Origin of the sequence: Yersinia sp. KBS0713, from assembly GCF_005937895.2 — a bacterium.
Lineage (GTDB): Bacteria > Pseudomonadota > Gammaproteobacteria > Enterobacterales > Enterobacteriaceae > Yersinia > Yersinia bercovieri.
Genome location: NZ_CP042173.1, coordinates 562449 through 584752, shown reverse-complemented (window position 1 = coordinate 584752; position 22304 = coordinate 562449). Strand labels below are relative to the sequence as shown.

The following is a 22304-nucleotide window of genomic DNA, read 5'->3' as shown; positions in this document are numbered from 1 at the left end:
ACCGTTAAGGGCTAAAATAATGAAGAAAGATCGGTCTTGTAGGCGCTCAGGCCTTGATTTATATTCCCTTTTACCTGTTGCATGATACTGATTAATTTTTTTGCATAACTTGGGTCAGTAGCATATCCACCTGATTGTAGGGCATGTGCAGCATTTTCCGCTGTGTTAGATTTGGCAACATTTTGATAGCGGGGGTTATTCATCAATAAAGAGGTGTAATCAGTGAGAGCTTCTGCATAGGATGGATATACTTTGAAAGCAGCTTTGACCTTCTGTGCCTTGCCATTAATATATTCTGTTGTGGTTATTTCAGTCGTCTCACCTTTCCAGTTCGGTGTCGCTTTTATACCGAATAAGTTATGGCTAGGCTTACCTTCTTTCGTCTCAATTTCCCTATTCCCCCAACCAGATTCAAGTGCGGCTTGGGCAATAATTAATTGATGAGGAATACCACTTTTTTGTGCAGCAGTTATCGCTGGCCCCAAGATGCGCGAAATAAAGTGAGTGCTATTCCCCGCAGCGCTGTTGTAGCGTGTCGCCCCCCCCTCATTATTATTCTTCGCCTCAGCACTATTGTGCGCGCCAGCATTGGGTTGAGGTGTGACATATTGCTGCTTAACCAGCGCTGGATTGAGGCTATAGGGTGCCGGGGCTGCGCCCGGTGTATTGGGTATGATGGGCATTTCACCGCCCATCTGTTTCACCATTAAGTCAGCGAACCCCATCTTGCTTTGTTGAGCAATATCCTGCGATATCTGCTGATCATACATGGAGGTAAACATGTCAGATTGCTGACTATTCAATAAGCCATCTTTAAAAGAAGCGTCACGCATGCTTTTGAGCATCATCTGAATAAACATGCCCTCCATTTGCTTTGCCGCTTCTTTTATCCCCTGCGGGGAGTTGTTTTTCACCTCTAACTTTAGTGCACCAAGGCTTTGAACATCGAAGGCTGCGCCTGTAGAAAGTGGTGAGCTGCTCATTAGTTAGTCTCCAATTTGGCCCGTAAACAACCCGCGCTTTTCATTGATTGCAAGATTGACATCAAATCATTCGGTGTTGCGCCCAAGTTGTTTAACGCACGAATAACGTTGTTAAGGTCAGCACTGGTGTTTACTCGCTGTAAATAGCCATTTTGTTCACGAATCGATATTTCCGTATTGGGTGTTACCACCGTCTGTCCGCCCGCCAGTGGCGTATTGGGTTGGCTAACCTCATTTGTTTGGGAGACTTCCACCGTCAAATCGCCCTGAGCAACGGCGCAAGCATCAAGCACCACATGCCGATTCATCACCACCGATCCCGTACGAGAATTGATAATCACTTTTGCATCCATGATGTCAATTTGGATTGGAATATCTTGTACTTCTGCCAAAAAGCGCACTTTTGCTGCACTGTCAGTCGGTGCATTGAGTTTGATGGTCCGAGAGTCTTCAGCCATTGCGACCCCACCACCTAATCGGCGATTTATTGCATCACTCATTTTCTGAGCAACAGAGAAATCATCTTCATTGAGCTGAAGGCGTAGAATATTCTCATTGGCAAATGAGACGGGAACTTCGCGTTCAACGGACGCACCGCCACTTATCCGGGCACCGTTTAGCTGATTTACCTGTACCCGATTCCCACCACTTTGCGCCCCCGCTCCCGATACCAGTAAATTCCCCTGAGCAAGGGCGTAAATCTGGTTATCAACCCCTTTCAGAGGGGTCATGAGTAACGTACCGCCACGCAGGCTTTTCGCATTACCCAGTGAAGAGACAACAACATCAATTTTCTCGCCTGGACGTGAAAATGGCGGCAACTCAGCGGTGACCATCACGGCGGCAACATTTCGAAGCTGCATATTGGTGCCTGGAGGCACGGTGATCCCTAACTGCGATAACATGTTACTGAGGCTTTGTGTGGTGAACGGGGTTTGCATGGTCTGATCGCCAGTGCCATCAAGCCCGACGACCAGTCCGTACCCCATCAGAGAGTTGCTACGAACGCCCTGAAGAGTGGTTAAATCACGAATTCGCTCTGCCTGAGCATCTTGCGGTACGAGAAAAATCAAGCCGGTAAAAAACAAGCTCAGGCATAACGTTAAAAATGAAGTATTCATTAGCTTTTACATTAAATGGGAGAAATATTGAGGAACAGACGCTGTAACCAACCCATCTGCTGCGCTTCGTTGATGTACCCATTACCGACGTATTCAATGCGTGCGTCGGATACTTGAGTAGAGATCACTGTGTTACTACTGCTGATGGTTCGTGGGTTGACTACGCCGGAGAAACGAATAAATTCGGTCCCCTGATTAATGGCGATTTGCTTCTCACCAACCACCCTGAGGTTGCCGTTTTCCAGTAATTGTTGCACGGTGACGGTAATCGTCCCGCTGAAGGTATTTCTCGCGGCGGCCCCGCCTTTACCTGAGAAATCGCTACTCCCACTAATGGCTGTATTGGCCCGATCGCCACCCAGTAGCCCAGACAACATATTTGGGACAGCGTCGACAGATATCCCGGTGGAGCCACCACGGTTAGCACTGGCTGAAGAGCTTTTACTGGCGCTGACATTTTCTTGCAGCACGATGGTCAAAGTATCACCGACATTTCTCGGTCTACGATCTTCAAACATCGGCTGATAGCCATAGCTCATTGCCTGTCCGGTCTGAAAAATTGACCCATTCACGGTGGTCATCGTGGGTGAGGCCGGGCTGGCAGTTGTTACACCCCCCACCAGTGGCTGATGAGGGATGTAGGAACACCCCGTCAGAAACAATGTCAGCACTATCGGGGACAAAAACGACCCCATAACACTTTTAGAACCAAGGAGTGCATGGGGGGCGTTTCTTTTGGGTATGGCGTAACAAGACTGGTTTTTCATTTCATCCACTGCGGTCAAAATAGCCATAAATCGGCCCTTGTTTTGAGCACAAGGGCCTGGCTGATAGGTGTTATCAAAGCTGCGTCAGGCGTTGCAACATCTGGTCAGATGTTGATACCGCTTTACTGTTAATTTCATAGGCACGTTGAGTCTGGATCATATTAACCAGCTCTTCTGCCACGTTGACGTTGGAGGTCTCGACATACCCTTGTCTGAGCGTGCCGCTGCCATTCAGACCTGGCGTAGTTTCATTAGGTGCGCCAGAGGACTGCGTCTCGCGGTAGAGGTTTTCACCGATGCTTTCCAGACCAGAATCGTTAATAAAGGTGCTTAACGTGATCTGTCCTACCTGCTGTGGAGCCGTTTGTCCCTGAACGGTGACACTCACGATGCCGTCATTACCTACTGTCAATGTTTCGGCATCCGGCGGGAGAGTGATGGCCGGTTGAACCGGGTAACCGCTGGATGTCACCAACTGACCATTTTGATCAATCTGGAACGAACCATCGCGAGTAAAAGCCGTGGTTCCGTCAGCAAGCTGAATCTGGAAAAAACCGTTTCCTTGAATTGCCAGATCTTTGCTGTTGCTGGTTTGGTTCAGGCTCCCCTGGCTATGAAGACGTTCAGTCGATACAGGTCGAACCCCAGTCCCCAATTGCAAGCCAGAGGGTATCGTTGTCTGCTCCGTGGACTGCGCGCCAGGCTGTCGTAGCGTCTGATAAAGCAGATCTTCAAATACCGCACGCTGTCGTTTGAATCCATTGGTGCTCACGTTTGCCAGGTTGTTAGAGATAACATCCATATTGGTTTGCTGAGCTTCAAGACCTGTTTTGGCAATCCATAAAGAACGGATCATACTGAAATTCCTCTTCGCCGGGACTTACCCCATGGCCAGTAATTGGTTAGCTTTCTTTTCGTTATCATCCACCGCACTGATGACTTTTATATTCATGTCAAATCCGCGTGCTGTGGCAATCATGTCCACCATGGATTTAACGGGACTCACATTGCTGCTTTCCAGTGCCCCCGGCGCTAACTGCAAACTTTGGTCGGCAGGTAACGCCATCAATCCGGCATTAGGCGAGGTTTCAGCAATATGAAACAGACCATCGTCACCGTGACGCAGATCCTGAAGCCGAGCATTAACCAGCTTGAGTCTTCCCACTTGAGCAAGCGCTGAAGGCTCCTCTCCCGCGCCGAGAGCGGTAATGGTTCCGTCTGGTGCTATCGTTAATTCTGCCTGTGGTGGGACATTTATCGGGCCACCATCCCCCAGCACGGCACGCCCATTGACCCTCAGCAAACCCTCGCTATCAATATCGATATTGCCCGCGCGGGTATAAGCCTCTCCGCCGCCGAGAAGTTCGACGGCCAGCCAACCATCCTGCGGCAAAGCAACATCAAGGTTGCGGCCTGTCTGGTTAATGGTTCCCATCGAATCATCGTGATACGGCGTAGATTCGGTTACCAATGTGCGGGTTTCAACTGATGGCCCATTAATCGGCACGGCACGAAATGCCGAAAGCTGTGCACGAAAACCCGTGGTTGATGCATTGGCCAAATTGTTGGACGTCACGCCCTGACGATTAAGGGCGGCATTAGCCGCGCCCATTGCGGTGTAAATTGCGCGATCCATAGGAGCCGCCGTTAACTGAGGTTAGCCAGAATCTGAAGGAGTTCAGACTGGGTCTTAATGGTCTGTGAGTTGGACTGATAGTTACGTTGATAAACGATCATATTGACCATCTCTTTACTCAGATCAACGTTGGAGGCTTCAAGTTTATTACCAGACAATTTCCCCAAGTTCCCCGTACCTGAAATGCCAGTGACGGGCTGCCCGGACTCCGGTGTTTCTAACCAACAGTTATCGCCTTGAGATGACAGACCGCCTGGATTGGTGAAGCTCGATAACACAACCTGCCCAAGTAATTGCTGCTCGCCATTACTATAAGAAGCAATAATCTCGCCACCATCTCCAACGGTATAACCATTCATCATGCCGGGGGCGTAACCCGTCGTTGACTGCCTATCCATTGAGGTCTCGGAGGCTTGTTGGGTCATCCCCGCAAGATCCAGATCAAAATCCAGTGGTTCACCGCCGTTAAAAGCAGCCCCTTGAATATTTAATTTTGCAGGTGTGGTGACCAACTGACCCGAAGTATCAAACTGAATGTCCAGCTCCTGATAAACCGCATCACCTGCACCATCAACCTTTGGTGAAGTGGTATTGCTGGAGTAGGCTTTCCATTCGTTGTCACCGGTTTTAACGAAGTAAATATTGATAGTGTGCTTGTTGCCCAAACTATCATATGCATCTAACTGGCTGACTGAGCTATAACTACTGTTATCAGCGGGATCAAAGGGATTGACGGTTTGATCTATCGCCTCAGTACCAGAGTCCAGATTCCCATTCAGGATACCGCTATCAGACGCACGAGCAGGCATCTGCCCGTTAGGGATCTGAATCGGGCCAACGGCAGCACCTGGCTGAATAGTTGGTGGGTTACCGGTAGCCTGGAAACCGGTCAAATTCATGCCTTGGTTATTGACAATGAAACCATCGGCATCGGTTTTGAATTGTCCATTGCGGCTATAAAACACCCGCCCGGCGTCATTCGTTAAACGGAAAAAACCGTTCCCCTGAATACCCATATCCAGGCTGCTGTTCCCCATGCCCAAAACACCGTCACTGAAATTTTGATTAACAGAAGAAACCTGCACCCCCATCCCTACCTGGGATCCAGCAAATACGTCGGCAAAGGCGATAGAACCCGATTTGAACCCAACTGTTTGGGAGTTCGCAATATTGTTACCCACAACATCGAGTGCTTGCGAAGCTGCGCTTAAACCACTAAGGCCCTGTGAAAAACTCATTATTGATATTCCTGAACGCTAAAAAATAAAATTCGAGATCTGATCACTCAATTAAATAAATGTTGCCTAATGTCGCCGTCCCATTTAATCCCAACTGCAATACTGCGCCGGCAGTGGTAAATGAAACACCGTCCACTTTTGCTTTTTTCAAAGCAGAGACATTTGGCACACTACCGTCACTGTTTGATGCTGAGAATGAAACCTTATATCCACCCGCAATATCAGTTGGTGGTTCGGCGGGTTGGAAGCTACTCAAATCGTCGAAAGTGAATTTATTCACACCTGCTTTGACATTTTCCAAGACGGCAGAATAAGCATTACCCTGCGAATCAGTTAACGTCACCGTCACTTTGTCCACATCGGTATCCGCAGCGAACGCAAATTCTTTATTGCCATCGTCTGCAAAAGAAATAACCGATTCGCCTTCAATCCAGACATTACGGCCGACCCACTCCGCAGCATTCATTTGCTGCATACTGGTCACAAGAGTACCGACGCTATTAAGGGTACTATTGAGCTGTTGAACCCCTGATGCGGTATTAAATTGCGCCAATTGAGAGGTCAGCTGGTTATTATCCATTGGGTTAGTTGGATCTTGGTTTTGCATTTGTGCAACGAGGAGTGTCATAAAACTATTAGATAAATCCTCGATACTGTTACCACCGCTGGACCCCGTACCTCCAGATACATCAGTGGAATTCATTACTGATGAAACACCCATTTCTGGCTCCTTACTGACCCAAGGTCAATGTTTTTAACATCATTGATTTAGCTGTATTTAGAACTTCTACATTGGCCTGATAACTTCGGGAGGCAGAAATGGTATTCACCATTTCACTCACGACATTGACATTTGGCATGCGCACGTAGCCTTTATCATCTGCCAATGGGTTACCTGGTTCATAGACCATCCGATCGGGATCACTGCTCTCCATCACATCACTCACCCGAACCCCGCCAATTTCTTGTCCTGGAGCACTATTGACCTGAAAAACAACCTGACGCGCGCGATAAGGTTGCCCATCAGGGCCGACAGCACTGTCGGCATTGGCCATATTACTGGCACTGACATTAAGTCGTTTCGATTGGGCTGCCATAGCTGAGCCCGAAATATCAAAGATGCTAAATGTTGACATCGCTATAATTATTCCTAATTGATGACAGCCATCATGCTTTTAATTTGCGTACTGAGAATCGTTAAGCTGGACTGATATTTCATGCTATTATCAGCAAAATTAATTCGCTCACGATCCATATCAACAGTATTGCCATCTGCACTGGGTTGGTCCGGAATGCGATAAAGTAATTGGCTATCATTCATCCTAGATTTCATACCTGCAATATGTGCACCTGAGGTGAGTCCTAAGGAGAGTGAGCCTTTTTCAGGCGCACTGCGATCCACTGCAGTTTTTAATTGTTGAGAAAAATCAATATCTCTCGCCAAATACCCAGGTGTGTCGACATTAGCTATATTAGAGGCCAAAATGTCCTGACGCTGAGTCAATAACCTTAGTGCATCTTGCTGAAAACGAAACGCGTTATCAAGTTTATCAATCATGAAAGAATTGACCTCTACTAAGTGAAAAATAACGCTGCCATTTTATGGTTGAATGGTTCAATTTTATACTGCGAGGATATGACAAAAGTAACCTTAATTAAAAGGATGACTCACTCAGAGGGCATTAATAACCGCTATCGGGAGAATTGGCGCCAATAATTTGCGTATTTAGCATGTTAATAAACTTAATTTCTGACATATAATTTTTATTATCAAAACCAATTATAAACTCTTTTTGCCCACATCCATATTATTAAGGTTATAAAATCCATGCTTCCCTCACGTAGCCACTTTATTACATTATTAACACTTATTGTCTGTTTCAAGATGTTTGATGCGACGGCGGCCCCCCAGCCATCGGATAACGCACTGGAGACACAAATAGCAGCACTGCTAAATTCTCAGCGCGGGAGTGCCACTGACGCCGACGTTACTCGAACCATAAAAATCCTAACTCCTCCCGAGCAACTCACCTCCCTGTGCCCCAACCCAGAACTCTCACTTGCAGGTAATAACACTCGTCTCACTGGCAACAAAAGTGTGATTGCACAATGTGAAGGCCAGCGAAAATTTATCCAGATAGCGGTGTATGCACAAGGCACTTGGTGGACGCCAAGCCATCCCCTTAAACCAGGCGTCACCATCCAGCCAGAAGATCTTGAATCTCGAACTGGCTCCCTGGCACGCCTGCCAGAGGGGGTAGTCTTCAACAAAGAGCATATTATTGGTCTAACAACCACCCGCTCCATTAATCGTGGGCAGCCTGTGCTTCAAAATCAGTTACGGCAACCTCGGGTTATTATGACCGGGCAGGAAGTCGAGATGATAGCAACAGGACCAGGGTTTAGGATCCGGTCAAGAGGCAAGGCACTGGATAACGCCGCGCTGGGAGGAACACTCCGAATTATTACGAAAACAGGACAAATAATGACCGGTACAGTCACCGCTGAGGGGAAAGTGAACATTGACCTCAAAGAATAATTTTAGTTTTTTTGATATCCACCGATATTATATTCATACCACTACCACTAGGTCGCAATAGTAACGAATTCCCGGGGATGACGATGAGTATAGATCGAGCACAACAACCATTATCAATGACCACTGCGAATGCTCCGCAGGATTTAAAATTACGCCCAAGAACAGCAGAGCTGAGTTCACAACCCATCGTGAGCAACGAAAACTCCGGCACACAGGTTAAATTGAGTAAGTTGACCAATCAGATACAGACAGATAGCTCCCGCGATATTGATTACGATCGCCTTGCTAAAATTCAGGCATCTATGGATGCAGGTGAACTTGTTCTCGACAGCGACAAAATTGCTAATGTCTTGGTACAAGATATATTTCAACACTAACAAACTATTATAAAAAAATGAAAATGGAAAATTTACGCTCCATTCTACTCAAATTGGAGGATTCCCTCGAGGAACTGGAAGCAATTCTTATCGAAGAGGCGAATCAATTAAAACGGCCACAAATAAATCCTGTTTCACTGCAGATTGTGTCTGACAGTAAAAGTCAATTATTGTCTACCATCAGCCATTATGATGAACTGCGCAAGCAACAGGAGATAACGTTACAACACACGGCGCCTTATCCTAAAAATGCAAGGTTTTCATCCTACTGGAAAAATATTACCCAAAAAGTTAAAGCCGCTGATGAGCTAAATAAAAAAGTCTATGTGTTGCTCGATATACACATGCAAAAAGCCAATAACCTGAAAAACATTGTTAATAAAGCAAGCACAGGCTCATCATTATATGGTTCTGAAGGACATTCAAATCAGCCTTCTTCTGGAAAAGTTTATAACATCAGTGTCTAAATATCTTCGTCTGGCATTTTCACCCTATGTAAACTTCCTTTAACAAGGAAGTTTATTTTCCAGCATCAATCAGCTTATAAGCTGACACTTTTGTCCGCTCCTCGCCCCTTCTCTTTGCCGTTTTTTTTGCCACTAAAGCGTTAAAATAGACTGTGCAGAATTGATTAGCGAATATGCCTAACAGGCAAGGTTGATGAAGTGGCAAAAATAATATTGCGTAGTGGTTATCTAAATGAACTCACTGCGCTGGGTGAGAATGGGCAGACCATATTTGATTCGGCGTTACAAATACGCGAAACATTGCGTCTGCGAAAACAAAAAATAGTGCTGGATTGTTTGGCTATTCCCCAGCTCAATGATGCTGAAGAAAAAGTCGACTGGTATGCCCCATTTGAGGGCGCTATCACACCTTGGGCATCAGCGAGTCAAGACCAGCGTCAACATGCGCTGCGTTATTTGGAAAACTGCCTGGCCACCTCTTCAACGATAAGTCAGCGCTGCCTACACGCCGAGAAAACCGCAGTACAGTTATTCGGTTCCTTGATGACCAAAGCACTCCAATTTCCTGCCAGCCAATATATTTATCTGGTTGCAGATAAGCCCGTCATTACCTTCTGGGGATTTGTGAATTTGGGCGACTCCGCACGGGAGGATGTGCTTGAGTGCTTGTCGCTATCCGAGCTGCCAGATGTAGAAATAGCCGATCCCGTCAAGCCATCTTTGGCAACAACCGTAGTGGAAGAAGCGGATGAGGATGAGGATGAGGATGAGGAGTATCTGGCAGATCCTGAGCCAACTCGAGTCACATTGAGCCAGCCAGAAATGCCTCTTTTATCTCCCGTCGTTGCAACAGTGGTAGCAAAACCGATCCCCCCGAGTGCGTCAGAATCATCACCGGAAAAATCACGCGCACTCCGGCCACGTTTGATGCCAAAAATCATTGCGCTAGTCTCACTTTTTGTCATCGCGCCATTGGCCTACTCGTATCTGGCCGCGGTATTTCCATCGCTGTTCACCCAAAGTGAGTCGCCCGACGCGTTTATACCTACAATCGAAGCGCCAATAGTCCCAATGATCCAATTAACTAATACCCTGCCATTACAACCGGCCCAGGTCGTCCCGCCCCCTGTTGTGGTAAAGCCACCGGTCAACACGCCGGAGAGAGAACAGAGCAAACCGGCCAAAAATGCACTGGTGCTTCCTGCGGAGGCGGTTAAAGCCGGGTCAACCAAATTTCTAAATGGTGCCTGGCGAGCCACTATTGATGTCAAAGATCCCCTCACCGGCAAGCCGCCGAGCCTGCGCTATCAGATAAATAATAATAGCGGCACCGTTCGGACAATGCATGGCGACAACGTCACCTGTAAATCAGACATCCAATTAGGCTTGATGCCATCGGGCAATCTCAGTATCAAGAGTCGCGGCCAAGCCAAATGCAGCGACGGCAGCCGCTACCCCATTCCCGATATTATTTGCACACAGCCCCTCTCCGGTGTGGCGCAGTGCACGGGGAGCTATGCGGGTGACACCGTTGTTCCAATCACGTTTATTAAAGTGAGTAAATAACCCATGTTGATAAACCTTATCGATTACCCATCGAGTGTCACTCTGGTCAAAAACAGCGGTATCCAGTTCCTGGATTTTGGTATTACTCCTGTGATGGACAACCCCCATAGCGGCCGTTTTGTTCGCCAAAGTGTTAACGGCCCGCTACTGCGACTCAGCTATGAGACCCAATCAGGCAAATTCACCCTGCCGGGTGAGAATGGCAGTGAGCCGGAGATCCTCAAGCCAGAAAGTACGATTTCACTCGAAGACTCTCTGCGGGTGTTGGATAGTCTCTGGCTGCCGCTGCCTTTTATGCGTTTTAGTTCCGCACGGAGCCTGAGCAGCAGTCCGGAGAACTGGGCACGCGTTCATATTAAGCGCCTGCAAAAACCCGATCCCGCCGGTAATACCTTACGTATCTGCATTGCTTTTGATACCAAAGTGCATGCTGAGGATGATGCCAGCGCCCAATTGATGCCCACGCGAGCAGATGTCCGTAATGGCACTCGTTTTGTCCTCGCCTGGCATAATAATGAAATCAATGAGTTTCTTGATCAAACATGGGTAGATGGCTGGCTTCGTGAGGTCTTTGTCCACTATTACGCCACCCGCCAAGACGAAAATGGGGAGCGCGATATCAATAGTGCAATGAAAGCATTTGAATATCAGGCACATTTCCTCAATATTCTGGAAATGCTCGGCACCCAAGTCGCTGTACCTGACGTGCAAATAGTGACACAGACACTGAACTCGCCCATGGTTCCGGTTGATCTGATACTTGATGTGGGTAATAGCCATACTTGTGGCGTATTACTTGAAGATCATGGCGAAAAGAATGCCGGGTTACAGCAAAGTTCAGAACTACACATCCGTTCACTGGGCGATCCCCAACTTATCAGCGCCCCCCTGTTCACCAGCCGTCTGGAGTTCAATGAGGCAAAGTTTGGTAAACATCATTTCTCAATGGAGAGTGGCCGTGAAGATGCCTTTATCTGGCCCTCGATTGTTCGGGTTGGGGATGAAGCTGGTCGCCTGGCGATGCAGCGGAAAGGCACTGATGGCATTAGCGGGATCTCAAGTCCACGGCGTTATCTCTGGGATGATATGCCCGCACCTCAAGCCTGGCGTTTCAGCCAGTTCAGTGGCAAAAAACAGAGTGAGCCGCGCGCGATTGCACTTCCACTCATGAATTTGATGAATGATGATGGCCAACCTTTGCATAGCCTGCCACCAGAGGAGCGGTTGCCCGTATTTTCATCCAATTATAGTCGCAGCTCTCTAATGACCATGATGTTATGTGAGGTCATCACTCAGGCATTGGTGCAAATCAACAGTGTCAGTCATCGGCAAAACATGGGGCTAATACATGCTCCCCGTCGCCTGCGTAGCCTGATCCTTACCCTGCCCTCCGCGATGCCAAAACAAGAGCGTGAAATTTTTCGGCTTCGGGTGAAAGAAGCTACACAGTTGGTCTGGAAAGCCCTTGGATGGCAATCGGATGAAGAGGGGATAGACACCTTACCACTGCCAGAGGTGCATATGGAGTGGGACGAAGCGACCTGTGGCCAGCTGGTCTGGCTCTATAATGAAACAATGAATAATTATGCCGGACACGCCCGAACCCTCTTCCAGAGTTTGGCGCGCCCCGAACGCCTGACGCCACCAAATACCGCCTTCGGTAGCACTCTGCGCGTGGCCTCTATTGATATTGGTGGCGGCACCACCGACATGGCGATTACGCAATATCAGTTAGATGACGGCATTGGCAGCAATATAAAAATCACCCCACGTTTGCTGTTCAGAGAGGGATTTAAAATTGCAGGGGACGACCTTCTGCTGGATGTCATCCAGTATTGTGTTCTGCCTGCCCTACAACAAGTGTTGCTTGATGCTGGCATTGCGGATGTCGAAAGCATCATGGCAAAATTATTCGGTGACGTGGATCTTGATGACAACCGGGCCACACTGCGCCAGCAGACCACCTTGCAGCTGTTTATTCCGCTCGGCCATGCCATTCTGGCAAGCTGGGAAAAGAGTGACCCACTGGATCCTTACGCCCAGTTGGAGGGCACATTTGGTGAGCTACTAAGCCAGCCACCCACAGCGAACGTAATAAATTATATTCATCAGCTAATTCAGCCTTTATTACCCGTAGAAGCTCTCCCGTTTGACGTACTGAATACACCCTTGCAAATAGCGCTGGCGACCCTCAAAGAAGCACTGTTGACGGGGCGATTTAGCCTCACCGCCCCCCTACAGTCACTCGGCGAAATCATCCGCCATTACTGTTGTGATGTACTGCTTGTCACGGGGCACCCCGCTTGCCTACCAGGTGTTCAGGCACTGTTGCGCTACCTGCAACCCGTCCCCATCAGTCGTATTGTCTGGTTAGGGGGTTATCCCATTCACCGACAATTTCCTTTTGGTCGTCATGGCTGTGTTGCGAACCCGAAATCAACCGCAGCCCTGGGCGCCATGTTATACCGGCTGGCGATCGACTTGCGTCTGCCCGGTTTCAATTTTAAAGCGGCAGATATCCAAGCCTATTCCACCATTCGTTATCTCGGCGTGCTTGATGGCAGTCATAATTTGCATGAGGAGAATGTCTGGTATGCCGATATTGACCTGGATAACCCCGACGCGCATCTGGATAGCCAGCTTTGCTTCCCACTGAGGGGAGATACCTATTTGGGCTTCCGCCAGTTGGCGGATGCACACTGGCCAGCGACGCCACTGTATATACTGAAAATAACCACTCCCGAGTTAGCTAAGCGCATTGCTGGCGATGGCGTATTGTATGTCCGGCTGCAATATGACCCACATAGTGCCGACTTTTCACTGGTGGAAGCCAAAATGCAGGATGGTAGCCCCGTCCCACTCACGGCCCTGAAATTAAAACTAAATACCCTTGCCAACAGCTATAGCGGAGCAAATCACTACTGGATCGATAGCGGGAGTGTCTACTCAAAATGAATCCATCTGACCCGATGCTAACTCATCTGACGAACTGGTTACAACGTACCCGTGAGCACTCTCCACAGCTGCATCTTGAAGCGGACGGGCTGCTGGCACGACTCACTCATTGGTGCCATCGTCAGCAAAAAATTAGCGCGCTAAGCCACACGCCAATGACCCTTGGCTTGTATGGCAACGCCATTGAAGGCAAGCATCATTTACTCAAAATGATCATCACTGAGGGGCGAGATGAGCTGTATGTTCAGTTGGGTGAAAACACACTTAACTACCTGACACACATCAACCCCGGTCATGGGCCAACCTCAATGGCGGTGCGTTTCACCGATGCGCAGCAACCCGTGGTAGAGAATTACCCGCTGTTACTGACCTTGTTCAGTGAAAGTGAGTTAGCACAACGGCTGATACGCCAACATCCGCCGGGTCACCCCTCCCAGCCGCGATCCAGCAGTGTTATTACGGCTACCTTAGCCAAGCTACAAGCACGACGTCAGCCAGAGCCGAATGCCGGCATGACCAGCGAACAGTTCTCATCAATAATGCACTGTTATCAGCAGAATATTCGCCAGCCATATCAACTGGATGATGGGCTTCAGTACCAGATGGCAGAATTGGCACCTTGGTTGAGTCTCACTGACCGCGCGGAATTACTGTCACTATTATGGGGAGGGAATGCAGCGCTAACATCCCAATGGCGGCAACAAGCTCAAACACTCAAACAGTTGGGAAACCTCTCTCACGTTTTAGCACCAGCCAGTTTGGTTGTTGATGGCTTCCTCCTTCCCCGCGAAGGATTCCTGCTCCCGATTTCGTCAGAGCAATCGGTGCAAGAGGTTGATGTTATTGTTTGCTTGCGTAAAAATGCAGCCGCACCCACATACCAAAGCATCACCGAGCAGGAACTGGCGCGTGTTTGTGCTGAAATCACATTCACACTCAGCCACCCATCTGCACTCGCTGGTGTCGAACTGGTGGATATCCCAACACACCAATTAAGTGACTATCAAGAGCGCCTACAACCGGACACCTTGTTGATCTGTGATGCCGCGATGGATGCTCAACATGTCTCGCCGATGGCGAAGAGTTTGGCACAGTGGGTTCAACACACCCAGCCGCAGAGCCAAAACAGTCTGCCTCGACTGATCTGGGCCATCACGCCATTCGACATGCGTTTTACCCAAGGTAAACCTTATGATAAGGCCGTTCAGCAGGCGATTACCGCGCTTGGTATCCGCTGGGGGACATTGCAGGCCGTGGATAAGCGTAACATGGCGAGCTTACAGGAGTGGCTGGCTGTAGCATTAAATACATCATGCCGTCAGCATCGGCAGAGCGCGCTCCAGCGCACCCTAACAGAGCAGGTTGCCCAGCAATTTCAGCGTCTTTATTTAAGCAGTGACATCAGCGCGGCGAACCATCAGCAACAAGCCGAAGATCTCATTCGTACACTGCAAACTCAAGCGGCCCAGCACGGTGAACTTATTGACCAACTCAGCCTCCCCCGAGAGAGTATTCATCAGTGCTGGTTGCAATACCACCAGAAGGTCTTCAACAAACCTAAAGATCTTGAGCTAAAAATCGATCTGTTTGCGGATGACGATCTGGCCCCGCTGACGCCGTCAATCAGCAAAAATTGCGACTTCGCCTCACAAGTGTATGCGCTATGGGTCGGCCATTTGCGCCAGTGGGCGCATCGCCAGACCACCCTACCGTCATGGGGACTGGACTCAGCCCAACGTCAAACACTGTGTGACATTCTTATCTCCACAGGCAATCGGCTGAAACTTCAACTGACCTTGGCAAAGGCACTGGCACAAAATGAGAGTGATGCCGCCATCGCCATTACCCGTGCCGCAAATGTCATAAACGACTTTGTTGGCTGGCTGGGATATAGCCAGACGCCATTAGCCGATCGCCCAATAAGCCGGATAAGTAAAGAATCAGCGATCTTTGCCCCGCCGCCTCAGGCGAGTGCAGACAACCGCTTGACCTCTCTTGGCGCACCAACCACGGCGGTCAATGCAATATATATCTATGACTGGCTGGTCGCACTATTACACCGCGCCAATGAGAGCCGCCCCTGCTACGAGGATATTGATGATAAACAACGCAAGGCACTACAACTGCTGATTCACTCCCTATTTGGCGACATCAAGCCTTAAAAAGAGTCAGGCTACATATCTTGTAAAGGAAACATTCCACGTAGGAATTCCATTGATATGATTAATTTTATTTATGCATCAAATGATAGGCTTATACTTATCACAGCCATCAATAATTTAATTCAGATCATACAGGAGTGAGAGTCATGCTTAATATTGATCGAAAATACCTCATGAATCTTGATGAAAGTGCATTAAAAAAACAGCGATTGATCATGCGGATCATTGCCGTGCTACTGCTCTTAGGCGGGATATTCTGCCTGATTAACCCATTAGCCTCCGGCGTGGTGCTGAGCAAGATCATTGGTATTCTGCTACTACTCAGTGGTATCGCCCTGATTGTCGGAATGGTGACCAACCGCCGCGCCCATGACCTCTGGCCGATGGTGACCGGTATTTTGCTCGGCGTGGCATACATTGTTATGGGTTATGTATTTGTCACAAATCCAGCAATCGGCATGATAAGTCTGGCGGTGGTACTGGCCGTGCTCTTTGCCTTTGGTGGGGTAATGCGGCTAATCACCGGTTTTAAAACATGGAAAATGCCGGGCGCATGGTTACAGATCTTGCTAGGGGTGTTGGATCTGGTGATTACCTATCTATTGGTCAGCGCCGGGCCATTGATGTCGATCACCATGGTCACCACCTTGGTCGGGATTGAGATGCTGTTCAGTTCATTTAGCTGCTTTATGGTTGCGAGCCTCTATAAACGCGACGCCTAGCCCCCTCCTCTGTGCGGTATCCTGATCTGGGATACCCTCTTCCAACGTCATATTCATGACCGCTATCACAATCAGCGCATCGAAATTTCCCAAGCTGTACGCCACCGTCTAAATTTGAATAAAAAATCTCATCCGACCACTTACCCAATCCGGTCAGGGCGGCGAGAAATAACAATAACGGTTTGGCTATATTGAGCTGATTGATAGAGCCAGAAGTACACCCGATGGAGACTGCAATGTTAGCTTACCCTCACCTGCTCGCCCCCCTGGATCTGGGCTTCACCACCTTGAAAAATCGCGTATTAATGGGGTCAATGCATACCGGACTGGAAGAGTTAGCCGATGGCCCACAACGTCTGGCGGCGTTTTATGCTGAACGGGCGGCCGGCGGCGTTGGCCTGATTGTCACTGGCGGCATCGCGCCCAATAAAAAAGGGGTGGTCTATCAGGGCGCATCAGTGCTGAATGACCCCGCACAACTCCCCCACCACCAAATCGTGACCGATGCCGTGCATCAGGCAGGCGGCAAAATCGCGCTACAGATTCTCCATGCGGGTCGTTATAGCTATCAGAAGCAACCCGTAGCCCCCTCTCCACTGCAAGCGCCCATTAACCCCTTTGCACCACAAGCTTTGAGCCATGATGAGGTGCTGCAAACTATTGCTGACTTCGCCCACTGCGCCCAACTGGCCAAACAAGCCGGTTACGACGGTGTCGAGGTGATGGGGTCTGAGGGCTATCTCATCAATCAGTTCCTCACCGCCAGAACCAATCATCGCGATGATGAATGGGGTGGCGATTTTACCCGCAGAATGCGGTTTGCCGTCGAAATTGTGCGGGCCGTTCGTCAGGCAACCGGGCCTGATTTTATCCTGATTTACCGCCTATCAATGCTCGATCTGGTGGAAGATGGCTCCAGTTGGAGTGAGATCGAACAGCTGGCACTGGCGGTTGAACAAGCCGGAGCCACCCTAATTAACACCGGGATTGGTTGGCATGAAGCGCGCATTCCTACCATCGCCACCATGGTGCCACGGGCCGGATTCAGCTGGGTGACCCGCAAATTGATGGGCAAAGTGCGCATTCCATTGATCACCACTAACCGAATTAACGACCCCGCAGTGGCTGAACAAGTGCTGGTTGATGGCTGTGCGGATATGGTCTCGATGGCACGTCCATTCTTAGCCGACGCCGCTTTTGTCCAAAAGGCCGCGCAGGATCGGGCGGATGAAATTAACACCTGCATCGGCTGCAATCAGGCCTGCTTAGATCAGATTTTCGACGGAAAACTGACCTCATGTCTGGTCAACCCGCGCGCCTGCCGTGAGACTGAAATGCCCATATTGCCAACGCAAGCGCCAAAACGCTTAGCCGTGGTTGGCTCTGGTCCAGCCGGATTAGCCTTTGCGGTGACTGCCGCCAGCCGTGGCCATCAGGTGACACTCTTTGAAGCCGCAGCAGATATCGGCGGCCAGTTCAATATTGCCCGCCAGATCCCCGGCAAAGAGGAGTTCGACGAAACCCTGCGCTATTTCCGCCGCCAATTGGTGCTTCATGGGGTCACTCAGCAGTTGAATACGCCAGTGCAACCACAGCATCTGGCTGATTTTGATGAAATTATTCTCGCCTGTGGTATTCAGCCGCGCTTACCGGCCATCAAGGGTATCGACCATCCAAAAGTGCTGACCTATCTGGACGTCTTACGTGATAAAAAGCCGGTCGGGGAGCGAATTGCCATTATCGGTGCTGGTGGAATCGGTTTTGATACTGCGGAATACCTCAGTCAATCCGGCAGCTCCAGCAGTTTGGATAGCACCGCCTTCAGCCATGAATGGGGGATCGATCAGCAGCTCGCCCATCGCGGCGGCTTAGCGCCAGCAGGGGCCAAAGTGGAACCCTCGCCACGGCAGATCTTCCTGTTACAGCGAAAAACCAGCAAAGTGGGCGAAGGTTTGGGCAGAACAACCGGCTGGATCCACCGTACCACTCTGGCGATGCGCGGCGTGAAGATGCTCAACAGTGTCAGCTACGACCACATTGATGATGAAGGTTTGCATATTACCCGCGCCGAACAGAGCAGCTGCCTGCCCGTCGATACCATCATTATCTGCGCCGGTCAGGAGCCACGTCGCGAACTGCATCAACCCTTGCTGGATATGGGCAAAACCGTGCATTTGATTGGTGGCGCAGATGTCGCCGCCGAGCTGGATGCCCGCCGGGCGATTGATCAAGGAACTCGCCTGGCGTTGGCGATTTGAATTGTGCAGATGAATAATAAGCAGCGGGTGGTAGCCCCACCCCTGTAACTTCAACTGCGCAGAATAATCACTGTACGACATATCAACGTCCTCCTTCTTAGCCGCATAAGGCCATTTTCATCACACCGCAAAATAATGAATATCCATTATTTAATCATGCTAAAAATAGCACCAAATATTATTAATAACACTCGTGAATATATGAGTGGCAAATAAAAAAACAGCCGAGAAAAATAATAAAAAATAATTTTTATAAGAATAAAAAACTGAACTCACCAATCGAAATATAATAAATTAACCTCCTTGAATCCCCTTTCCCAAACCTAACACAATCGCGTGTAGCCACTCAACTACAGCTGAATAAATAATAGCAATCTCTAATATAAAAAGATTGCTTATTATCAACTCAATTACATGGACAGTTATATTAATTATGAAAAATAGAATTAATACGCGAAAAATATCTCCGATGAATGTAAATTATATCCAAGAAAACTCGATTTTAAGAAAAAACAAGAGTCCTCTTGCTACTTTCATTGCTACAGCACTGTTTGTTTTTGGTAGTGCTCATGCAATAGCCGCACCTGAAGATAAACCCACCTATGATCAAACAATAGGTACAGATGAAGAATATGCAAGGTTAGAGATTACCGGTGATCAAAGGGTCGATAATATGGTAATTCATCATGGTACCCTTCATATATCTGGAAAGGCTAAAGCTTATAGTACAACAGTCCACGACAAAAGTGAGTTATTTTTATCAGGTCACATGCCATCAGCTTTCGATACGCAAATCGAAAGTGGTGGCTCACTTTTCCTTTCTACTGGAGCCACTGCTGACAATACTATCGTTAAGCCCGGAGGAAAAATTTCTATAGGGACACAATCTTCAATGCTGAGCAACTCCACGATAGAAGGCATATTAACATTAAGTGGTTCAGTGCAACTGGAAGGTCGAACTTACTTCCTCCCTGGTTCTAAATTAGAAATTGAGGCTAATGATAATGATGATGATGAATTTGACTTAATAAATAATGGGGAAATTATTTTCTCAAACAGTATGAAAATAGCAGCTGGAATAAAAGGTGATGGAAAAATAACAATACAGAAAGACCCATCAGGCATCAATCCAGATAACACAGAACTAATCTTAATTGGCCGGAATATCAACGATCCTGATGACGCTGATTATGACTACTCAGGGGACACATTTTTAATGGATGGTAGCACTCTTCAAATAAAAGAGGCCACTTTTCATAACAGTCCAATTAGAAGTAACGCTCCGAACCCAGAAGCAACAGAACTCTGGATTGGCGAAACCGGTTCTGATAATAAATCTTATCTACGAACAGTTATACAGGGGGGCATTAATGTTTCTATTCTTAATAATAGCCAGTGGGACATGACTGGAGCATCCTCTATTCATAATTTGAATTTATCATCACGTGGAATAGTTAATCTTAGTCATAATAACAAGCCAGGAAATATATTAACCATTCATGGGAATTATAATGCTGACAACCAAAGTCTATTGGAATTTAATACACAATTAGGCGATGATGACTCACCAACTGACCGCATGATGGTTAGCGGAAATACCTCTGGAAAAACCAATGTCAAAGTCAATAATATTAGGGGTGCTGGGGATAAAACCAATTTAGGTATCCTTTTAATCCAAGTGCTCGGCAATTCAAATGGTGAGTTTATTCAATCGGGCCGTATTAAAGCGGGTGCTTTTGAATATAAACTAGGCCGAGGCGAAGATAATCTTCACAAAAATTGGTATCTGCACAGTAAATTAGCTGATTACGCCGTGGATAATAACAAACCAACGGATGCTGAACCAAACAATAATCCGCCCGCTAAGAAACCTTCTGAGCTACTCAACTTTTTTGTCAATGGGGCACTCAAAGCTATAGACGACTATAATGAGACCTCAGAAACAGCTCAACCACCTTTGTTTGAAGAAAAAAACCAACCAACTAATACAAATACCATTGCCCAAACCTCAAATGCTGATGCTGATAAGACAGACCCCGTTAATCTAGATAAAGAAAATGACGCTAAATTAGATAACGCTGCAGTACCAGCAGTACCAGCAGCACCAGCAGCACCAGCAGCACCAGCAGCACCAGCAGCACCAGCAGCACCAGCAGCACCAGCAGCACCAGCAGCACCAGCAGCACCAGCAGCACCAGCAGTACCAGCAGTACCAGCAGCACCAGCAGCACCAGCAGCACCAGCAGCACCAGCAGTACCAGCAGCACCAGTAGCAGCACCACCAGCAGCACCACCAGCAGTAGCACCAGCAGCAGCACCAGCACCAGCAGCAGCAGCAGCAGCAGCAACATCATCACCAAGCCAGCCACAAGTTTATGCCCCTGAAAATGGCAGCTATATTGCCAATATTGTCATGGCAAGAAACTTGTTCAATACCCGTTTAGACGATCGCTCAGGCAGTTATCACTATAAAGATGCGAATGGACAATGGCGCACCTCCAGTATGTGGATACGCACCCAAGGGGGGCGAAATAATTTTGGTCACGCCGTCGATCAATTAGATATCAACGGGAAATATTACTCAGTCCAGCTCGGGATGGATGTTATTCAAGAGGGGAGCGGACGTCTTGGTGTGCTAGCTGGGTTAGGTAAAGCGACAAACCACAGCCATTCTAAAGTAACAGGGTATTACTCCAATGGTGCCGTCAACGGCTATAACCTTGGTGTCTATGCAACCTGGTTACCTGAGCAAAAAGATAATACTGGCTTCTATATTGATACCCTGGCGCAATATAGCTGGTTTAACAATACCGTAAATGGCCAGGAGCAGGCGGAAGACAAATATAAGTCATCTGGTTTCACTACCTCAATTGAGAGTGGCTATACCTTTAAAATAGCAGAGACAAGCCAATTGGGTTATTTCATTCAGCCCAATGCACAAATTACTCTGCAGGGGATCCGAGCACAGACCCATAAAACAGCCTACAACGAATTAATCAGTGATGATAATAAAGGTCACATGGTCACACGTATTGGTGCCAAAACTTATCTGCAAACTATAAATAGTCAGGATAGCCAATTCATGCCTTTTATTGCCGTGAACTGGCTGCGCCAAAATAAAAATACTGGAGCAATCATTTCAGGACAACGTATTGAGAGTAAAAGCACCAACAGCACAGAATTCAAAATTGGCGTAGAGAGTAATATTGGCCAGCAGCTGAATATCTGGGCGACCCTAGATCACCAAATGGGCCGGTATAACGATAAAAATACCAATGCATTGGCAGGGATAAAATACCACTTCTAGCTGTCAGTAAAACGAATCCCGAATCGCTGATTCAAATCAGTGATTCGGGTAAGTGCGCGCCGCTAACACCCCTGCGGCTTCAAGCAACAGGAAAATACCCGAAGTCATTGGAGTCGCAGGTAGGCAGCAAGCAAATGCATCCCGATGAGCTTACATCAGTAAGTGATTCGGGTAAGTGCGCGTAACTAACACCCCTGCGGCTTCAA

General features: G+C 48.2%; 18 protein-coding genes. 9 read left to right on the top strand and 9 right to left on the bottom strand.

The genetic code is table 11. The features are described from left to right. Positions 1-11: 11 nt before the first annotated feature. The 9 genes from flgJ to flgB form a co-directional block, all read right to left on the bottom strand. Complete coding sequence (gene flgJ, locus FFE93_RS02770; RefSeq protein WP_032896459.1) at positions 12-983, bottom strand: flagellar assembly peptidoglycan hydrolase FlgJ; 972 nt, start codon at positions 981-983, stop codon at positions 12-14. Continuing rightward, the gene (locus FFE93_RS02765) at positions 983-2104 is read right to left on the bottom strand and encodes a flagellar basal body P-ring protein FlgI (protein ID WP_005270958.1); all 1122 of its coding nucleotides are present in this window, start codon (positions 2102-2104) and stop codon (positions 983-985) included. Before FFE93_RS02765 ends, flgJ begins: the two co-directional genes overlap by 1 nt. A gap of 11 nt (positions 2105-2115) precedes the next feature. Beyond that, positions 2116-2799 (bottom strand): flagellar basal body L-ring protein FlgH, encoded by a 684-nt coding sequence (locus tag FFE93_RS02760; RefSeq protein WP_049602698.1) that lies wholly within the window; start codon positions 2797-2799, stop codon positions 2116-2118. A gap of 145 nt (positions 2800-2944) precedes the next feature. Continuing rightward, positions 2945-3727, bottom strand: a complete 783-nt coding sequence (gene flgG, locus FFE93_RS02755; RefSeq protein ID WP_005270956.1) for a flagellar basal-body rod protein FlgG — start codon at positions 3725-3727, stop codon at positions 2945-2947. Positions 3728-3751: 24 nt separating this feature from the next. Further along, entirely contained in the window at positions 3752-4507 is a 756-nt protein-coding gene (locus FFE93_RS02750; RefSeq protein ID WP_005270955.1) for a flagellar basal body rod protein FlgF, read from the bottom strand. Between the two features lie 11 nt (positions 4508-4518). After that, the gene (gene flgE / locus FFE93_RS02745; RefSeq protein WP_057648135.1) at positions 4519-5745 is read right to left on the bottom strand and encodes a flagellar hook protein FlgE; all 1227 of its coding nucleotides are present in this window, start codon (positions 5743-5745) and stop codon (positions 4519-4521) included. A 43-nt stretch (positions 5746-5788) separates the two neighbouring features. Next, positions 5789-6466: a flagellar hook assembly protein FlgD gene (locus FFE93_RS02740; protein ID WP_054872737.1), complete on the bottom strand. Its 678-nt coding sequence runs from the start codon at positions 6464-6466 to the stop codon at positions 5789-5791. Between the two features lie 10 nt (positions 6467-6476). Further along, complete coding sequence (flgC, locus tag FFE93_RS02735; RefSeq protein ID WP_032896450.1) at positions 6477-6881, bottom strand: flagellar basal body rod protein FlgC; 405 nt, start codon at positions 6879-6881, stop codon at positions 6477-6479. A 14-nt stretch (positions 6882-6895) separates the two neighbouring features. Beyond that, entirely contained in the window at positions 6896-7303 is a 408-nt protein-coding gene (gene flgB / locus FFE93_RS02730) for a flagellar basal body rod protein FlgB (protein ID WP_005270936.1), read from the bottom strand. 270 nt (positions 7304-7573) lie between these two features. Between flgB and flgA the strand changes: the two genes are divergently transcribed. The 9 genes from flgA (at position 7574) to FFE93_RS02685 (ending at position 22098) form a co-directional block, all read left to right on the top strand. After that, on the top strand, positions 7574-8284 hold the full coding sequence (gene flgA / locus FFE93_RS02725; RefSeq protein WP_005270935.1) for a flagellar basal body P-ring formation chaperone FlgA: 711 nt from the start codon (positions 7574-7576) through the stop codon (positions 8282-8284). A gap of 83 nt (positions 8285-8367) precedes the next feature. Next, complete coding sequence (locus tag FFE93_RS02720; RefSeq protein WP_072188475.1) at positions 8368-8661, top strand: flagellar biosynthesis protein FlgM; 294 nt, start codon at positions 8368-8370, stop codon at positions 8659-8661. Between the two features lie 23 nt (positions 8662-8684). Continuing rightward, positions 8685-9128 carry a flagella synthesis protein FlgN gene (locus FFE93_RS02715; protein ID WP_032896544.1) on the top strand — a complete coding sequence of 148 codons (444 nt, stop codon included), beginning with the start codon at positions 8685-8687 and terminating at the stop codon, positions 9126-9128. Between the two features lie 198 nt (positions 9129-9326). Further along, positions 9327-10694: an SrfA family protein gene (locus FFE93_RS02710; protein ID WP_138774747.1), complete on the top strand. Its 1368-nt coding sequence runs from the start codon at positions 9327-9329 to the stop codon at positions 10692-10694. A 3-nt stretch (positions 10695-10697) separates the two neighbouring features. Then, positions 10698-13649: a virulence factor SrfB gene (locus tag FFE93_RS02705; RefSeq protein WP_138774746.1), complete on the top strand. Its 2952-nt coding sequence runs from the start codon at positions 10698-10700 to the stop codon at positions 13647-13649. Further along, on the top strand, positions 13646-15811 hold the full coding sequence (locus tag FFE93_RS02700) for a virulence factor SrfC family protein (protein ID WP_138774745.1): 2166 nt from the start codon (positions 13646-13648) through the stop codon (positions 15809-15811). The genes FFE93_RS02705 and FFE93_RS02700 overlap by 4 nt, the downstream gene beginning before the upstream one ends. A 146-nt stretch (positions 15812-15957) precedes the next feature. Next, positions 15958-16533: an HdeD family acid-resistance protein gene (locus FFE93_RS02695; RefSeq protein ID WP_032896441.1), complete on the top strand. Its 576-nt coding sequence runs from the start codon at positions 15958-15960 to the stop codon at positions 16531-16533. Positions 16534-16769: 236 nt separating this feature from the next. After that, positions 16770-18791, top strand: coding sequence for an NADPH-dependent 2,4-dienoyl-CoA reductase (locus FFE93_RS02690; RefSeq protein WP_138774744.1), 2022 nt, complete (start codon positions 16770-16772; stop codon positions 18789-18791). 433 nt (positions 18792-19224) lie between these two features. Continuing rightward, on the top strand, positions 19225-22098 hold the full coding sequence (locus FFE93_RS02685) for an autotransporter outer membrane beta-barrel domain-containing protein (protein ID WP_145528838.1): 2874 nt from the start codon (positions 19225-19227) through the stop codon (positions 22096-22098). Positions 22099-22304 lie beyond the last annotated feature (206 nt).

Excerpts from the sequence above, each read along its gene's own strand:
- FFE93_RS02720 (WP_072188475.1), top strand. The coding sequence starts at position 8,368 with ATGAGTATAGATCGAGCACAACAACCATTATCAATGACCACTGCGAAT.
- FFE93_RS02685 (WP_145528838.1), top strand. The coding sequence starts at position 19,225 with ATGAAAAATAGAATTAATACGCGAAAAATATCTCCGATGAATGTAAAT.
- FFE93_RS02760 (WP_049602698.1), bottom strand. The coding sequence starts at position 2,799 with ATGGGGTCGTTTTTGTCCCCGATAGTGCTGACATTGTTTCTGACGGGG.
- FFE93_RS02695 (WP_032896441.1), top strand. The coding sequence starts at position 15,958 with ATGCTTAATATTGATCGAAAATACCTCATGAATCTTGATGAAAGTGCA.
- FFE93_RS02750 (WP_005270955.1), bottom strand. The coding sequence starts at position 4,507 with ATGGATCGCGCAATTTACACCGCAATGGGCGCGGCTAATGCCGCCCTT.
- FFE93_RS02690 (WP_138774744.1), top strand. The coding sequence starts at position 16,770 with ATGTTAGCTTACCCTCACCTGCTCGCCCCCCTGGATCTGGGCTTCACC.
- flgE (WP_057648135.1), bottom strand. The coding sequence starts at position 5,745 with ATGAGTTTTTCACAGGGCCTTAGTGGTTTAAGCGCAGCTTCGCAAGCA.
- FFE93_RS02740 (WP_054872737.1), bottom strand. The coding sequence starts at position 6,466 with ATGGGTGTTTCATCAGTAATGAATTCCACTGATGTATCTGGAGGTACG.
- flgC (WP_032896450.1), bottom strand. The coding sequence starts at position 6,881 with ATGTCAACATTTAGCATCTTTGATATTTCGGGCTCAGCTATGGCAGCC.
- flgA (WP_005270935.1), top strand. The coding sequence starts at position 7,574 with ATGCTTCCCTCACGTAGCCACTTTATTACATTATTAACACTTATTGTC.
- flgB (WP_005270936.1), bottom strand. The coding sequence starts at position 7,303 with ATGATTGATAAACTTGATAACGCGTTTCGTTTTCAGCAAGATGCACTA.
- FFE93_RS02700 (WP_138774745.1), top strand. The coding sequence starts at position 13,646 with ATGAATCCATCTGACCCGATGCTAACTCATCTGACGAACTGGTTACAA.
- FFE93_RS02765 (WP_005270958.1), bottom strand. The coding sequence starts at position 2,104 with ATGAATACTTCATTTTTAACGTTATGCCTGAGCTTGTTTTTTACCGGC.
- FFE93_RS02705 (WP_138774746.1), top strand. The coding sequence starts at position 10,698 with ATGTTGATAAACCTTATCGATTACCCATCGAGTGTCACTCTGGTCAAA.
- flgG (WP_005270956.1), bottom strand. The coding sequence starts at position 3,727 with ATGATCCGTTCTTTATGGATTGCCAAAACAGGTCTTGAAGCTCAGCAA.
- flgJ (WP_032896459.1), bottom strand. The coding sequence starts at position 983 with ATGAGCAGCTCACCACTTTCTACAGGCGCAGCCTTCGATGTTCAAAGC.
- FFE93_RS02715 (WP_032896544.1), top strand. The coding sequence starts at position 8,685 with ATGGAAAATTTACGCTCCATTCTACTCAAATTGGAGGATTCCCTCGAG.